This is a genomic window from Bacillus sp. DB-2, from assembly GCF_003315125.1.
GTDB classification, from domain to species: domain Bacteria; phylum Bacillota; class Bacilli; order Bacillales; family Bacillaceae_G; genus Bacillus_A; species Bacillus_A mycoides.
Genome location: NZ_QNRN01000019.1, coordinates 1 through 16,231 on the forward strand (window position 1 = coordinate 1; position 16,231 = coordinate 16,231).

The window sequence follows — 16,231 nt, forward strand, 5'->3', positions numbered from 1 at the left end:
GTCACACCCGTTCCCATACCGAACACGGAAGTTAAGCTCTCTAGCGCCGATGGTAGTTGGGACCTTGTCCCTGTGAGAGTAGGACGTTGCCAGGCTTATATTATTCCGCAGTAGCTCAGCGGTAGAGCTATCGGCTGTTAACCGATCGGTCGTAGGTTCGATTCCTACCTGCGGAGCCATTATGCTTCCATAGCTCAGCTGGTAGAGTACTTCCATGGTAAGGAAGAGGTCACCGGTTCAAGCCCGGTTGGAAGCTTGGGAAAAGTTTTTGTTTTTTTTTTTGGCCCGTTGGTCAAGTGGTTAAGACACCGCCCTTTCACGGCGGTAACACGGGTTCGAATCCCGTACGGGTCACCACTTTTGGAGGATTAGCTCAGCTGGGAGAGCACCTGCCTTACAAGCAGGGGGTCGGCGGTTCGATCCCGTCATCCTCCACCATATATTTTTAAATGTCGGAGGGGTAGCGAAGTGGCTAAACGCGGCGGACTGTAAATCCGCTCCTTTGGGTTCGGCAGTTCGAATCTGCCCCCCTCCACCATTTTCTTTAAAATAACCTGAGAGGGTTTATTTTTTTGAAAAGATAACCATACTAGTAAATATTAATGGGCTATAGCCAAGCGGTAAGGCAACGGACTTTGACTCCGTCATGCGCTGGTTCGAATCCAGCTAGCCCAGCCATTTACGAGCCATTAGCTCAGTTGGTAGAGCATCTGACTTTTAATCAGAGGGTCGAAGGTTCGAATCCTTCATGGCTCACCATTTTCGCGGAAGTAGTTCAGTGGTAGAATACAACCTTGCCAAGGTTGGGGTCGCGGGTTCGAATCCCGTCTTCCGCTTAATTACTAAGGGGCCTTAGCTCAGCTGGGAGAGCGCCTGCCTTGCACGCAGGAGGTCAGCGGTTCGATCCCGCTAGGCTCCATATAAATAGGAAAAGCTTACATCAAATGATGTAAGCTTTTTTTGTGTTTAAATTTCACTCAAAAAGGAAACTTTTCCGTATATCGTTTAAAATGAAAAAAAGGGATTGAATAAGGGGGGGATAATTATGAAAGTTGTCATTGCATCGGATTCATATAAAGAAAGTCTGAAAGCTATAGAGGTATGTGAAGCTATTGAAAGGGGCTTTGCAGCAGTTTTTCCTAAAGCAGAGTACGTTAAAGTACCAATTGGAGATGGAGGTGAAGGAACGGTCGAATCTCTTGTTGGTGCTACAATGGGGGAAATTATATCACTTAATGTGACAGGGCCGCTTGGAGAGAGCGTGCAAGCCTATTATGGTATGTCTAAGGATAGGGAGACAGCATTTATTGAAATGGCGGCAGCATCAGGATTACAACACGTTTCAATTGAAAAGAGAAACCCACTTATTACAACGACAAAAGGGACAGGCGAACTGATATTACATGCATTAGATCAAGGAGCTAAACACATTATTTTAGGGCTTGGAGGAAGTGCTACAAATGATGGTGGGGCAGGTATGTTGTCTGCTTTAGGCGTAGAGTTTATTAATAGGAAAGGTGAAATAATTGAGCCCTCTGGAGGAACATTACATTTGATTACTGCTCTTAACCTTTCTCGTATGGATACACGTTTGAAGGATATAAAGCTAGAAGCAGCATGTGATGTCGACAATCCATTAGTTGGACCAAAGGGAGCGTCTTTCGTATTTGGGAGACAAAAGGGTGCGAATGTAGAGATGATGAAAGAGCTAGACGGGAATTTAAAACATTATGCTAATATACTTAAACAGTATGTATCTTTTGATGTGTCCCTAATACCTGGTGCAGGGGCAGCTGGAGGAATGGGAGCGGCTGTCGTTGCAGTACTAAAGGGGCAGCTAAGAAAAGGGATTGAAATTGTATTAGATTATACAAATTTTGATAAGTGTATAGAGGGTGCCGATCTTATTGTAACTGGTGAGGGAAGGATAGATGAACAAACAGCTTATGGAAAAGCTCCTGCTGGTGTCGCGAAGCGGGCGAAATGTCGTCATATTCCTGTAATTGCTATTGGTGGATCTGTATCCTCGAATTATACGACTGTTTACGAAAAGGGAATTGATGCAGTGTTTAGTATTACGGCTAGCCCAATGACATTAGAAGAAGCATATAAAGCGGCAGAAGAGAATATCGAAATGACAGCAAAAAATATTGCAGCAGTGTGGAAACTAGCATCAAAAAAACGCTTCTAAATGTAGAAGTGTTTTTTTTATCCAGTTATTTGAGGGTATCTTGTGTAATCCTAGGTGGTGATGGAGAAAAGCACTGATAAAAATATTAGCTGATAGAAAAGTTAGTTGGTTCATTAAGTTAACTTTATACATAGAATGGTTTAAAAATTGGGATTCTAACGTAAATATAAGTGAATAAAATGTATATCTATGCAGAAAAATGTCGAGTTGAGTCAGACTATATAAAAGATTTAAAATATTTAGTGAAGGCATAAAAGGGGGATACTATCTATGAAAAAAGAAATCTCAGTTATTGGAGTTCCAATGGATTTAGGACAGATGCGTCGTGGGGTTGATATGGGACCAAGCGCGATCCGTTATGCAGGGGTAGTTGAAAGAATTGAACAAATTGGATATGACGTAAAAGATATGGGAGATATATGTATAGAGAGAGAAAAAGAAGTAGATGAAAATACAAAATTACGAAACCTTACTCAAGTTGCAACTGTATGTAACGAACTAGCGACTAAGGTTGATCATATTATAGAAGAAGGTCGTTTTCCACTTGTATTGGGCGGCGATCATAGTATTGCTATCGGTACGTTAGCTGGTGTGGCGAAACATTATAAAAATTTAGGTGTTATTTGGTATGATGCACACGGTGATTTAAATACAGAAGAGACTTCACCATCTGGAAATATTCACGGTATGTCACTTGCTGCAAGTTTAGGATATGGACATTCTTCACTTGTAGACTTATACGGGTCATATCCAAAGGTGAAGAAAGAGAACGTTGTAATTATCGGTGCACGTGCATTAGATGAAGGAGAAAAGGACTTTATTCGTGAAGAAGGCATTAAAGTATTCTCAATGCATGAAATTGATCGTATGGGTATGACGGCTGTTATGGAAGAAACAATTGCGTATTTATCTCATACTGACGGTGTTCATTTATCATTAGATTTAGATGGGCTTGATCCTCATGACGCACCAGGAGTTGGAACACCTGTAATTGGTGGTCTATCGTATCGTGAAAGCCACCTAGCGATGGAAATGTTAGCAGAAGCTGATATTGTTACATCTGCTGAATTTGTTGAAGTAAATACGATTTTAGATGAGAGAAATAGAACAGCAACAACAGCGGTTGCTTTAATGGGTTCTTTATTCGGTGAAAAACTAAAATAAATGTAAGAAAAGCAACTGAGAAGTTGCTTTTTTTATTTGAAAATAGGCGTATAATAATGACTTATATTATACTGTAGGATAAGAAAGTTTGACATCTTACCAATTTAAGCTAAAGGGGGGCGTTTGTAATTGTCGTTTGGTTCATGTATGGTATAATTAACTAGTTGTTGGAAATACATACAGATAGAGCATAAAATAATATTTCAATATATGGATAGAATTGCTCGTAAGTAGGAGGAAGGGTTAGCATGCCTTTTGAAGATACGACCATTTTGAAATATCTTAGTACGGCATTAGATATTGCTGTTGTATGGTTTATTATATATAAGCTAATTCTTATAATTCGGGGCACGAAGGCTGTGCAACTTTTAAAAGGTATTACAGTTATTATTGTCGTCCGGATGATTAGTATTTTACTTGAATTGCATACGCTATATTGGCTAACGGAACAAGTATTAACGTGGGGATTTTTAGCCGTTATTATTATCTTCCAGCCAGAATTGAGAAGAGCACTTGAGCAGCTAGGACGGGGTAGCTTATTTTCGCGTGTGGGAAATCAGGGGGAAGATGAACCTGAAATTGTTGCAACAGCGATAGCTAAAGCAACGGAATATATGGGAAAACGTAGAATTGGTGCACTAATTACTTTGTCAAAAGAGACTGGGATGGATGATTATGTAGAAACGGGTATTCCGCTAAATGCAAATGTATCATCGGAATTACTCATTAATATTTTTATCCCTAATACCCCTCTTCATGATGGAGCAGTAATTATGCAGGGAAGTACAATTAAAGCAGCAGCATGTTACCTTCCTTTATCAGAAAGCCCATTTATTTCTAAGGAGTTAGGAACTAGGCATCGCGCTGCAATGGGAGTTAGTGAAGTCACCGATAGTATTACAGTAGTTGTGTCGGAAGAAACAGGCCAAATTTCTTTAACGAAAAACGGTGAGTTACATCGTGATTTGAAGACAGAACAGCTAAAGGATATGTTGTTAGCTGAATTTAGTGGGAACGAAAAAACGACTTCTTCGTCTTTATGGAATTGGAGGAGAAAGCGTCATGGATAAGTTAATGGAGAATCATTGGTTTTTAAAAGGAATCTCATTACTATTGGCGTGTATGCTTTTTATGTCAGCAACTTTAACTGAAAAAAATACGACATCGAGTATATTACCTTTCGTAAATGAAACGAAAGAAACATTAACTGATTATCCTATTACCCTTAAGTATGATGAAGAGAAATATATTGTAAGTGGTATTCCAGCAGGTGGAGTCAAGGTGAAGTTGGAAGGCCCAAAATCAGCAGTTGCTACAGCAAAAGCAAAAAAACAATTTGATATATCAGTTGATTTGCGAGATAGTCAAAAAGGAACTTATGAAGTTTCTTTAAAAGCGAACGGGCTTCCAGATGATGTGAAGGGGACAGTTCAGCCAGCAACAATTAAAGTCACTCTTCATGAAAAAGCGAAAAAGTATGTTCATGTAGATTTAAAATTATCAAATGAAGACCAGATGCCAGCAGGTGCTACCATTGAGAAATCAAGTATTAAGCCTGACACTGTTGAAGTAGTTGGAACAAAAGAAGAAATAGAAAGTATTTCATCTGCTAAGGCATATATAGATTTAAAAGGTGTTAATAAAACAGTTACAAAAACAGCAGACGTTACATTATACAATAAAGAAGGAAAACGTTTAAATGTAAAAACAAGTCCATCTAAAATAAGTGTAACGGTGAATGTAGCGACACAAGCTACAGCAAATAATGTCGAAAAAACAGTTCCTTTAACATATTCGAAAAAAGGGAATCTACCAGAAGGTTTAGCTGTTACAAATATTAGTGTTGAACCAAAAGAAGTAACGATAGCAGGTCCAAAAGACATTTTGGATAATATACAATCTATAGAGGGGGTCGAGGTAGATCTTAGTCAATTGACGGATTCTACAACATTCGATGCCTCTGTTTTATTGCCAAAAGGTGTAACAAGTGCAAAACCAAATCAAGTGAAGGTTTCCATAGGGGTACAAAAGGTAAAACAAACGAAAAGTAAAACTATTGATGGTATCCCGATTCAAAAAAGTGGAATTCCGAATGATGTTACTGCGCAGCTACTTTCGCCACAAGATGGAAAGATAAGCGTTGATATTTCAGGAGAAGCAAGTATAGTAGATAAAATAACAGCTGCTCAAATAACAGCGGCGATTAATCTGCAAAATGTATCTCCGGGGACGAAAGATGTTTCTATTCAAGTGAGTGGTCCTGGTAATATTTCGATAGAAGCAAAACAAAAAAGTGCTAAAGTCACAATTGTGAAGAAAGAAAAGCCGGATAAAGAAGTACAGGGTAATATTGAACAACCAGATTCAAAAAACAATCAAGAAAATCAAACTGAAAAACCAAAAAATCCTGAACCTAATCCAGAAAAGGATCAGGAAAAAGATAAAGACAAAGAAAAAGACAAAGAAAAAGACAATGGCCAAGAAACGAGCCAAGAACCAACAGTAGATAATCAAAAAGAGCACGAAAAAGGAGCGAATAATAATGGGTAAATATTTTGGTACAGACGGAGTACGTGGGGTTGCAAATAAGGAATTAACACCTGAATTAGCTTTTAAAATAGGACGTTTTGGCGGCTATGTATTAACAAAAGATACAGATCGTCCAAAAGTAATTATTGGCCGTGATACACGTGTATCTGGACATATGCTAGAAGGAGCTTTAGTAGCAGGCCTATTATCAACTGGAGCGGAAGTAATGCGCCTTGGTGTTATTTCTACACCAGGTGTGGCTTATTTAACAAAAGCTTTAGGGGCGCAAGCAGGTGTTATGATCTCTGCATCTCATAACCCAGTACAAGATAATGGAATTAAGTTCTTCGGTTCAGATGGATTTAAATTAACAGATGAGCAAGAAGCAGAAATTGAAGCGTTATTAGACAAAGAAGTTGATGAGCTACCACGTCCAACAGGTACTAACCTTGGACAAGTGAGTGATTACTTTGAAGGTGGACAAAAATATTTACAATACATTAAACAAACTGTAGAGGAAGATTTCTCTGGTTTACATATTGCTTTAGATTGTGCACATGGTGCTACATCTTCTTTAGCTCCATATTTATTTGCAGATTTAGAAGCTGATATTTCAACAATGGGAACTTCACCGAACGGTATGAATATTAACGCCGGAGTAGGTTCTACGCATCCAGAAGTATTAGCTGAATTAGTAAAAGAAAAAGGTGCTGACATTGGTCTTGCTTTTGATGGTGACGGAGACCGTTTAATCGCAGTAGACGAAAAAGGAAACATCGTTGATGGCGATCAAATTATGTTTATTTGCGCGAAGTATATGAAAGAAACTGGTCAATTGAAACATAATACAGTTGTTTCAACAGTTATGAGTAACTTAGGTTTCTACAAAGCGCTTGAAGCAAACAATATTACAAGTGATAAAACAGCAGTTGGTGATCGCTACGTAATGGAAGAGATGAAACGTGGTGGATATAATCTGGGCGGAGAACAATCAGGTCATATTATCTTACTTGATTACATTACAACTGGTGATGGAATGTTAAGTGCACTTCAACTTGTAAATATCATGAAAATGACGAAAAAACCATTATCTGAGCTTGCAGGCGAGATGACAAAATTCCCACAATTACTAGTAAATGTTCGTGTAACAGATAAGAAACTAGCACTAGAAAATGAGAAAATTAAAGAAATTATTCGTGTTGTAGAGGAAGAAATGAACGGAGACGGTCGTATTCTTGTTCGTCCATCTGGAACAGAACCACTTATTCGTGTAATGGCAGAAGCACCGACACAAGAAATTTGTGATGGGTATGTACATCGTATTGTAGAAGTTGTGAAAGCTGAAGTTGGCGTTGAATAATTAGCCTATTTTATTTAAAAGGAGCACAAAAAGTGCTCCTTTTTCATATTTTTTATAGACAATGAAAAAAATTTCATTGACGATTTATATTGTTTGTTATACGATGGTCTTGTTCTTTTTCTCAAAGGAAATATTGTAAATTATAAAAGCGCCAGAACTACAAGTAGTGTAGTTGACGAGGTGGAGTTTATCGAGATTTCGGCGGATGACTCCCGGTTGTTCATCACAACCGCAATCTTTTACTTAAAACATTAAGGTGACTTAGTGGACAAAGGTGAAAGTGTGATGAGAGAAGAGGAACGGATGAATACTAGCTGTATAAGTATATACGGACTTTAACCCAATCGAGAGGAAGGTGAAAGCCGTTACAAGCTTACAGGGCTAGCAATATGTAATCCGTTTTTTAGTATAAATAAAAATGGTATCGGACTATGTCGTTACATGTTCGCAGAGCAGTGTAAGCATTTGTAACGGCGACTAAACATGTGTGGAATCGTAGGATTTATTGGAGAGCAAGATGCAAAGGAAATTTTATTAAAAGGTTTAGAAAAGCTAGAATATCGCGGATATGATTCAGCAGGTATTGCAGTACAAGCAGAGAACGGTGTTATTGTATACAAAGAAAAAGGCCGTATTGCAAAACTTCGCGAAGTCGTAGAAGAGAATGTAGCAGCAAGCGTGGGAATCGGTCACACACGCTGGGCTACACACGGTGTTCCAAGCAAATTAAACGCGCATCCGCATCAAAGTACATCAAAACGTTTTACACTAGTTCATAACGGTGTAATTGAAAACTATGAATTAGTGAAAAAAGAATATTTACAAGATGTAACGTTCGTAAGTGAAACAGATACAGAAATTATCGTGCAGCTTATGGAACAACAAGTAAGTACAGGACTAAGTGTAGAAGATGCGTTCCGAAAAACGTTATCTCTTTTACATGGTTCTTACGCAATCGGACTACTTGATGCTGAAAATCCAAACATGATTTATGTTGCTAAAAACAAAAGCCCGCTATTAGTAGGTGCTGGTGATAACTTTAATGTTATTGCAAGCGACGCTATGGCGATGTTACAAGTTACAGATCAATTTATCGAGTTAATGGATAAAGAAATGGTAATCGTAACAAAAGAAAGCATTACAATTAAAAACTTACAAGGTGAAACGATTGAACGTGCACCGTTTACAGCGGAATTAGACGCAAGTGATATTGAAAAAGGAACGTATCCTCATTTCATGCTAAAAGAAATCGACGAGCAACCACTTGTAATCCGTAATATTATTCAAAAGTACCAAGATGAAAATGGCGGAATTGAATTAGATCAAGATATCCGTAATGCAATTTTAGATAGCGATCGCATTTACATCATTGCATGTGGAACAAGTTATCATGCAGGTCTTGTTGGAAAGCAATTCATTGAGAAATTTGCGAAAGTACCAGTTGAAGTACATGTAGCAAGTGAATTCTCTTACAACATGCCATTATTAACAGAAAGACCATTCTTCATTTACATTTCACAAAGTGGTGAAACAGCTGATAGCCGTGCAGTACTTGTGCAAACAAATGAAATGGGTCATAAAGCATTAACAATTACAAACGTACCTGGTTCTACGCTTTCTCGTGAAGCTGATTATACACTTCCTTTATATGCAGGACCAGAAATCGCAGTTGCATCGACGAAAGCATACACAGCACAGCTTGCAGTACTTTCAATCTTAGCGGCTGACATTGCAAAAGCAAAAGGTGAAGTTCTTGATTTCGATTTAACACATGAATTAGGACTTGTAGCAAATGCAATGGTAGTACTTTGTGATCAAAAAGAAGAGATGGACGCATTAGCAAAACAATTTTTAGCAACAACGCGTAACTGCTTCTTCATCGGACGTAGCGTAGACTTCTTCGTAGGTTTAGAAGGTGCGTTAAAACTAAAAGAAATCTCTTACATCCAAGCAGAAGGATTTGCTGGAGGAGAATTAAAACACGGTACAATCGCCTTAATCGAAAACGGTACACCAGTTATCGCCCTTGCTACACAAGAGCACGTAAACCTTGGAATTCGTGGTAACGTGAAAGAAGTAGTAGCACGCGGAGCTAACCCATGTATCATTTCAATGAAAGGCTTAGAAATGGAAGGAGACAGCTTCGTATTACCAGCTGTACACGAAGCACTAGCACCGCTAGTAGCAGTTATTCCATTCCAACTTATCTCATACTACGCAGCACTTCACCGCGAGTGTGACGTTGATAAGCCACGTAACTTAGCTAAGTCTGTTACAGTTGAGTAGGAGATTGGTAGATTTGAAATAAATTTGTGAAGCTTCACCCCTTTGGATACTTTTATCTAAAGGGGTGTTTTTGTGTCCAAAAGAAAAAAAACATCTAAAATCGATAAATGGATTAAAGAGGGGCGAGGAACTAGCTGTGGGGATGGGGATGGACAGAATCCCCACTGATTAAAGTTTCACTTTATCGGATTTGGAACGGAACCACTTTTGTTTATCTGAATTTTCCGTTATTATTTTAAGTATCCGTGAACAATTTCCTTTATTGCGACAAAAAGAGACGAGAGATTTATGGACATTACAAGGGGGTATATTGATGAAAGTGAAAGAAAAAACATATTTAAGTATAGAAGAGATTATTTCATTACCAACCTTATCAAGTACAAACATAAGTGACGATGGCAAAAATGTAGCATTTGTTAAGAAGACAGCTAACTGGAAAGACAATACATATAGGAATCATATATGGATATATGAAAAAGATAAGGAGCAGAGTTACCCATTAACAACTGGGGATATAGACAGTATACACCCATTATGGTCCCCAGATTCTAGGGATATCGCATACCTTAGCCCAGTTGGTGAGAGGGATAATAAGAAAAATCAAATCTTTGTTAAGTCAATAGATGGTTATAGTGAGTTACAAATTACTGATGAGAAAGAAGGGGTCAGTACATTCAAATGGGAGCCTACTGGTAAAGGTTTTTATTATGTTGCACAGTCAAAAGAATGTGAGGAAATAAAGAAACGTAAAGAGTTATATGGGGACTTCCACCATGTAGGTAAGGAACATCAGAATAATTGTTTATATTACATTGAAATAGAAAAAGGGATACAAAATGATAAAGAGGAACGTGAGATTAGCGGTCTTTATCAATTAACGGAGGGTAAGGATTTTTATATACATAACTTTGATATTTCAAATGATGGGAAAAAGGTTGTATTTATGGCTACACCAAGCCTAAACGATCATATGAATGGTGATCTATACATATTAGATGTTGAAGCTGAGGAACTACAAAAGATGAATGTAGATAAGTTGTTGGGCGGGAGCGTTTGCTTTTCTCCTGAGGGCAGCAAAATATGTTACTCAGCAAGCATAAGGGAGAAGGAGTACTATAGAAACCATATACAAGAAAGTATATTAGAGATATATGATATGAATACTGGAGAGGTAATTCAGCCTCTAACAAACTTTGATAGTACGGTTATGCCATTACAGTGGACAGATAAGGGGATTTTAATTAGATGGCAGGATAAAACTAATTATCTCATTGGGTTGCTATGTGAAGATGGCACTGTGGAAATGTTAAGTGACAAAGTAGATGGCTTTATAATGGATGCTTCTATAACAAGGGATGGACATCATATATCCTATAGTAAGGCTATAACAAATGAAACCTTTGAAATCTATTTAGACGATAAAAAAATAACGGATGAAAATAGCTTTTTTAAAGGGAAGCTGAAAAGTAACAGGGAAATAATCTCATGGCAAAGTAGTGATGGTCTTGAAATAGAGGGTGTTTTATCAACCCCAGTAGATTTTGATGCCAACAAAAAATATCCTTTATTAGTAGTAATCCATGGTGGACCAGCTTGGGCATCTTTTCCGATATTCTCAGACTGTTTTAATGAGAAATATCCGATTGAGCAGTTTATCGAAAAAGGCTTTATAGTTTTAGAGCCAAACTATAGAGGAAGTTCTGGCTATGGTAATGAGTTCTTAAAAGCCAACTATAGAAAACAGGGAATTGCTGACTATGAGGATGTTATATCTGGAGTGGATGAACTAGTTGAGCAAGGGATTGTAGATAAAGATAGAGTAGGAGTTATGGGATGGAGTAACGGAGGATATATATCGGCCTTCTGTTCTACGTTTAGTAATAGATTTAAAGCTATTTCAGTTGGGGGCGGAATTACTAACTGGAGTACCCATTATGTAAATACAGATATCCCTTACTTTATTAGAATGCATTTAGGAAATACTCCATGGAATGATCCAGATATATATACAAAAACATCGCCAATGACATATATTAAATCAGCCTGTACGCCTACCTTAATCCAACATGGCGAAAAGGATGCAAGGATTCCAACTTCCAATGCATATGAGCTATATCAAGGGTTAAGGGATATGGAAGTTGATACAGAATTAATTATTTTTAAAGGAATGGCATATAGTTCTGACCAGCCAGGAATTAATGTGGCTATTATGAAGCAGAATTTGATGTGGTTTTCACACTATATTCTTGGAGAAAGTATGAAAGAATTTAGGGTTTTATAATGGCTTGTTTTAGTCTTTAAGCTTTTTAGGTGCTTGAAATAAAGTCGTACACATTTATTCGGTTATATATGATTGAGTTTCACATTTCGGATAAGGCAAACTGTGAAATGTTTTGGTGTAAATGAGAAAAGAGCCTGAATGTAGGCTCTTTCCTTATTTATATTTAAAAGATGAACTATTCTTATGCAGTTTTACTTAATTTATATGCTTCACGGTTATTTTTTTTGAAAAGTTTTGGGAAAACATAACCATCTAATCCAATACGTCCAGCATTATGTCCTGCAACTAAAATGAACATAGTTAAAATAAGCAGGTTTGGGTTTACACTAACAGTTCCGCTTAATAAAAATGAAAGGTTCATTATGATGCCGAAAAATGCAGCTGTTTTTGTTAATCCACCTAAAATCAAACCTAGCCCTACTAAAATTTCTCCCCATTGAACTAAAAAGCTAAATAGGTCTGCGTTTGGAAGAACAAAATGTTGAAGAAAATCTGCCCACCAACCTTGTACTGCAGGGTGGTCACCTGATGCTTGAGCGATAGCTCCTTTTAGAAAACCACTTGCATCAAAAGACTGTCCAAAAACTTTTCCTATTCCAGCAGCGAGCCATGCATATCCTATGTAAAGTCGTAAAAATAATAATATGAAAGTAGCGCGTTTATCAGTTCTTAAAAAATTGATAACCATTGAAATCCCTCCAATGTATTGTATTTACATGTTTATTATATATCCATTGTGAATAAATTCACAATGGAGGAAATGTGAACAAAAATAGGTTAGGAGTAATTGTTTTATTTTTTGTAACATTTCATCTATTTTGGTAGACTAATAATGGAGATATATCAAAAGGAGGCAAAGAGTAGATATGTGGATGCACTTGTAATGATTAGAAATTAGATAGATGAATTTTTCTCTCGTAAGTGAGGGTTTATTTAGCTATCTGTAAATCATTCAAGGACTGCATATTTAGCTTGTACATCCCTTTTGTAAGGATAGATGCCTATGTGGGGAAATTTATATCTCTTATATAAAATATGCGCCCTTTAACTTTGGAGGAGTATATGATGAATCAATTAAAAAATAAAGTAGCTGTTGTTACAGGTGTAAGTCGTCTAGACGGTATAGGAGCAGCTATTTGCACAGAGTTAGCAGAGGCTGGATACGATATATTTTTTACGTATTGGACAGAATACGATAAAGAGATGCCTTGGGGCGTTGATAAAAATGAACAAATACAATTAAAAGAAAAGTTGATACAAAACGGTGTCAAAGTATCGAGCATGGAGTTAGATCTAACTCAGAATGATGCATCAGATCAGCTTATAAATAAAGTTACTGAACAATTAGGGTACCCTGATATATTAATTAATAACGCAGCGTACTCTACAAATAATGATTTTTCTAATTTGACTGCAGAAGAGTTAGATAAGCACTATATGGTAAATATTCGTGCAACTACACTGTTAAGTAGTAAGTTTGCACGTGGATTTAAGAAGAAATCTGGTGGTAGAATCGTTAATATGACCTCGGGCCAGTTTAAAGGGCCTATGGCTGGAGAGTTAGCCTACGCAACAACGAAGGGAGCTATTGATGCTCTCACTAGTACGTTGTCAGCGGAAGTGGCCCATTTAGGGATAACAGTGAATGCAATTAATCCAGGTCCAACTAGTACAGGATGGATGACTGAGGAGATAAAGCAAGGATTAAGACCGATGTTTCCTTTCGGCAGAATTGGTGAGCCAAAGGATGCAGCAAGGCTTATTAAGTTTTTAGTGAGCGAAGAAGCCGAATGGATTACAGGGCAAGTTATTCATTCAGAAGGTGGATTTAAGAGATAATTTTATAATTAAAAAGAAGGTATCTCATTTCAGTGAGATACCTTCTTTTTAATCTTTCTTCAATCTTCGTGCTATACCATTCCCTAATGACTGTAATCCTTGAACGAGGATAATCAAAATAAAGACTGTTGCATACATTACTTCAGGTTCGTAGCGTAAATGCCCGAATCGATATGCTAAATCACCAAGGCCGCCAGCACCTACAAGTCCAGCCATTGCTGTTGCACCGATTAAGCCGATCGTTGCGATTGTTAATCCAAGTACGAGAGACGGGCGAGCTTCTTTAATCATAACGTGCCAAATGATTTTTAAAGTAGAGACTCCCATTGCTTGATATGCTTCAATGACACCACGGTCCACTTCTAATAAAGCAGTTTCCATTAAACGGGCAATGTAAGGGGCTGTGAAGACAACAAGTGGTACGATAACACCTTGTACGCCAATGGACGTTCCCATTAGAAACTTTGTAAAAGGTAAAATGAAGAATAATAGAATGATAAATGGAAGAGAACGAATGATATTAATAACTGTATTAAGAATAGGATAGATAATTTTATTTTCTCGCTGTCCACCAGGTCTCGTTAAAACAAGTGTGAAGCCGAGTGGTAATGCAATAAGAATAGAGATAAGTAGTGAAATAGATGTCATTTGAAAGGTTTGGATTGTTGCTTCCCATATTACGTTACCCCACTCATCCAAAAAGGACTTGTTTCCCATAATCCGTTCTACCTCCTTCTACGATAATTCCTTGTTCTTGTAAAAATGATAAGGCACGGTGTACTTCACTTTTTTCACCTTGCATATGAACGACCAGTTTCCCATATGCCTCATGTTTTAACTGCGTAATATTGCCTGATAAAATATTAGGATATACGTGGAAACGTTTTGTAGCGACAGCTAACGCTGGTTCTCCTGAAGCGGTTCCTATAAATGAAAGTGTTACGATTTCCCCGGTGCTTTGTAGTTCTTTCTGTACCTCTTCTGGAATTTTAGCTGCAAACGCGCTATTTACAAATTTCTTCGTTGTTACATGTTGTGGATCTGTAAAAATGTCCTTCACTGTTCCACTTTCAACGACAGATCCATGTTCCATTACAGCAACTTGGTCACAAATACGCTGGATGACATTCATTTCGTGTGTAATTAGCAAAATCGTAATTCCGATTTCTTCGTTGATCTTTAATAATAAATCAAGAATAGAATCGGTCGTTTCCGGATCTAATGCGCTCGTTGCTTCATCACTTAATAAAACTTCTGGCTCATGAGATAGTGCGCGAGCGATTGCTACACGTTGTTTTTGACCACCAGATAATTCACTTGGATAGGCATCTTTTTTATTAAAGAGATCAACAATGCGTAAATACTTTTCTACCCTTTTTGCAATTTCATTTTTGGGAAGACCAGATAGGCGTAAGGGTAGTGCGATGTTTTCATAAACGGTAACGGTTTTAAGTAAATTGAATCCTTGAAAAATCATGCCGATTTTTTGTCTCGCTTTTGCGAGTTCTTTCGTCGATAAGGTTGTTAAATCTTGTTCGTTTATAATGATATTTCCTGTCGTTGGTTTTTCTAATAAATTTACACAACGAATTAATGTACTTTTACCAGCGCCGCTATATCCGATGATTCCAAATACTTCACCCTTTTTTACTTTAAGGGAAGTTGGTTTAAGGGCCTCAACATTCCCTTTTTTTGTGGAAAATACTTTGGAGATGTTTTTTAATTCAATCATTATAGTCAGCTCCTACCAAGACGGTAAAACAGAACCATCGAATTTTTTCTCAATGAAATCTTTTACTTCTTTAGATTGATAAGCTTTCTTTAATTTATTTACAACAGCATCATCTTTATTTTCAGTACGAACAACGACCCAGTTCACATATGGTGAATCTTTTCCCTCGCGGAAAATAGAATCTTTTGCTGGACTTAATTTTGCACCTAATGCAAAGTTTGTATTAATTGCAGCTGCCTTCACTTCACCTAGCTGCGTTGGTAATTGAGATGCCTCTAATTCAACAATCTTTAAATTTTTCGGATTTTCAATTACATCTTTTGCAGTCGCTTTTTCTGTAGCTTTTGGATCCACTTTTAAAACCCCTGCTTTTTCAAATAGCTTTAAAGCACGAAGCTCATTTGTTGGATCGTTTGGGACAGCAATTGCGTCGCCCTCTTTTAATTCTTTTACATCTTTTAAGTTTTTAGAGTATATGCCCATAGGGAATGTTACTGTGGAAAATACTTCAGTTAATTGCATATTACGTTCAGCTTTAAATACGTCTAAATAAGATTTAGTTTGATAGCTGTTTACATCGAGACTTTTTTCATCTAAAGATACGTTTGGCGCTACATAATCATTAAATACCTTTACATCAATTTGGAGGCCATCTTTTGCTGCAACTTCTTTCACCTTTTCAAAAATTTGTTCATGCGGTCCGCCTGTTACACCGACAGTAATCTTTTTCTCATCTAATGCTTTTCCCTCTTTATCAGAATTAGCACCACATGCACCTAACAATAATACAGCTCCGCTTACAATACTTAATAATACCTTTTTCATATATAATTCCCCCTTAATATACGT

The 16,231-nt window shown here is 37.4% G+C and carries 12 protein-coding genes, 9 tRNA genes, 1 rRNA gene and 1 pseudogene; 19 read left to right on the forward strand and 4 right to left on the reverse strand.

Annotated features, from left to right (window positions below; genetic code table 11):
- The 18 genes and pseudogenes from rrf to DET63_RS26190 all read left to right on the forward strand — a co-directional run.
- Positions 1 to 95, forward strand: a 5S ribosomal RNA gene (rrf, locus tag DET63_RS26100); the annotation flags it as partial.
- Positions 96 to 104: 9 nt separating this feature from the next.
- A tRNA-Asn gene (locus DET63_RS26105) sits at positions 105 to 179 on the forward strand.
- Between the two features lie 4 nt (positions 180 to 183).
- Positions 184 to 256: transfer RNA gene (locus DET63_RS26110), tRNA-Thr, on the forward strand.
- 26 nt (positions 257 to 282) lie between these two features.
- Positions 283 to 357 (forward strand) — tRNA-Glu (locus DET63_RS26115).
- A 5-nt stretch (positions 358 to 362) separates the two neighbouring features.
- Positions 363 to 438 (forward strand) — tRNA-Val (locus DET63_RS26120).
- Positions 439 to 454: 16 nt separating this feature from the next.
- Positions 455 to 538: transfer RNA gene (locus DET63_RS26125), tRNA-Tyr, on the forward strand.
- A gap of 65 nt (positions 539 to 603) precedes the next feature.
- Positions 604 to 678 (forward strand) — tRNA-Gln (locus DET63_RS26130).
- Positions 679 to 683: 5 nt separating this feature from the next.
- Positions 684 to 759 (forward strand) — tRNA-Lys (locus DET63_RS26135).
- A gap of 5 nt (positions 760 to 764) precedes the next feature.
- Positions 765 to 836 (forward strand) — tRNA-Gly (locus DET63_RS26140).
- 10 nt (positions 837 to 846) lie between these two features.
- Positions 847 to 919: transfer RNA gene (locus DET63_RS26145), tRNA-Ala, on the forward strand.
- 126 nt (positions 920 to 1,045) lie between these two features.
- The gene (locus tag DET63_RS26150) at positions 1,046 to 2,191 is read left to right on the forward strand and encodes a glycerate kinase (RefSeq protein ID WP_113938305.1); all 1,146 of its coding nucleotides are present in this window, start codon (positions 1,046 to 1,048) and stop codon (positions 2,189 to 2,191) included.
- Between the two features lie 270 nt (positions 2,192 to 2,461).
- Positions 2,462 to 3,355: an arginase gene (gene rocF, locus DET63_RS26155; protein WP_113938306.1), complete on the forward strand. Its 894-nt coding sequence runs from the start codon at positions 2,462 to 2,464 to the stop codon at positions 3,353 to 3,355.
- 248 nt (positions 3,356 to 3,603) lie between these two features.
- Positions 3,604 to 4,425: a diadenylate cyclase CdaA gene (cdaA, locus tag DET63_RS26160; protein WP_002091475.1), complete on the forward strand. Its 822-nt coding sequence runs from the start codon at positions 3,604 to 3,606 to the stop codon at positions 4,423 to 4,425.
- Entirely contained in the window at positions 4,418 to 5,905 is a 1,488-nt protein-coding gene (locus DET63_RS26165) for a CdaR family protein (protein WP_113938307.1), read from the forward strand. The genes cdaA and DET63_RS26165 overlap by 8 nt, the downstream gene beginning before the upstream one ends.
- Complete coding sequence (glmM, locus tag DET63_RS26170) at positions 5,898 to 7,244, forward strand: phosphoglucosamine mutase (RefSeq protein ID WP_002139928.1); 1,347 nt, start codon at positions 5,898 to 5,900, stop codon at positions 7,242 to 7,244. The genes DET63_RS26165 and glmM overlap by 8 nt, the downstream gene beginning before the upstream one ends.
- A 285-nt stretch (positions 7,245 to 7,529) precedes the next feature.
- Positions 7,530 to 7,715 (forward strand): annotated as a pseudogene (locus DET63_RS26175) (hypothetical protein).
- Positions 7,716 to 7,727: 12 nt separating this feature from the next.
- A complete protein-coding gene (gene glmS, locus DET63_RS26180; RefSeq protein ID WP_113938308.1) occupies positions 7,728 to 9,530 on the forward strand; it encodes a glutamine--fructose-6-phosphate transaminase (isomerizing) in 1,803 nt (600 codons plus the stop codon).
- A gap of 313 nt (positions 9,531 to 9,843) precedes the next feature.
- Positions 9,844 to 11,811, forward strand: a complete 1,968-nt coding sequence (locus DET63_RS26190; protein WP_113938352.1) for a S9 family peptidase — start codon at positions 9,844 to 9,846, stop codon at positions 11,809 to 11,811.
- Between the two features lie 181 nt (positions 11,812 to 11,992).
- Here the strand turns inward: DET63_RS26190 and DET63_RS26195 are convergent, their stop codons facing one another.
- Complete coding sequence (locus DET63_RS26195) at positions 11,993 to 12,499, reverse strand: DoxX family membrane protein (protein ID WP_002029373.1); 507 nt, start codon at positions 12,497 to 12,499, stop codon at positions 11,993 to 11,995.
- A 374-nt stretch (positions 12,500 to 12,873) separates the two neighbouring features.
- Between DET63_RS26195 and DET63_RS26200 the strand changes: the two genes are divergently transcribed.
- Positions 12,874 to 13,650, forward strand: a complete 777-nt coding sequence (locus tag DET63_RS26200; protein ID WP_113938309.1) for an SDR family oxidoreductase — start codon at positions 12,874 to 12,876, stop codon at positions 13,648 to 13,650.
- A 48-nt stretch (positions 13,651 to 13,698) separates the two neighbouring features.
- Here the strand turns inward: DET63_RS26200 and DET63_RS26205 are convergent, their stop codons facing one another.
- Genes DET63_RS26205 through DET63_RS26215 form a run of 3 tightly spaced genes read right to left on the reverse strand, consistent with a single transcriptional unit; the run spans position 13,699 to position 16,207 of the window.
- Positions 13,699 to 14,367 carry a methionine ABC transporter permease gene (locus DET63_RS26205; RefSeq protein ID WP_113938310.1) on the reverse strand — a complete coding sequence of 223 codons (669 nt, stop codon included), beginning with the start codon at positions 14,365 to 14,367 and terminating at the stop codon, positions 13,699 to 13,701.
- Positions 14,342 to 15,382, reverse strand: a complete 1,041-nt coding sequence (locus DET63_RS26210) for a methionine ABC transporter ATP-binding protein (RefSeq protein ID WP_113938311.1) — start codon at positions 15,380 to 15,382, stop codon at positions 14,342 to 14,344. Before DET63_RS26210 ends, DET63_RS26205 begins: the two co-directional genes overlap by 26 nt.
- Before the next feature lie 12 nt (positions 15,383 to 15,394).
- Positions 15,395 to 16,207: a MetQ/NlpA family ABC transporter substrate-binding protein gene (locus DET63_RS26215; RefSeq protein ID WP_113938312.1), complete on the reverse strand. Its 813-nt coding sequence runs from the start codon at positions 16,205 to 16,207 to the stop codon at positions 15,395 to 15,397.
- Positions 16,208 to 16,231: the final 24 nt, after the last annotated feature.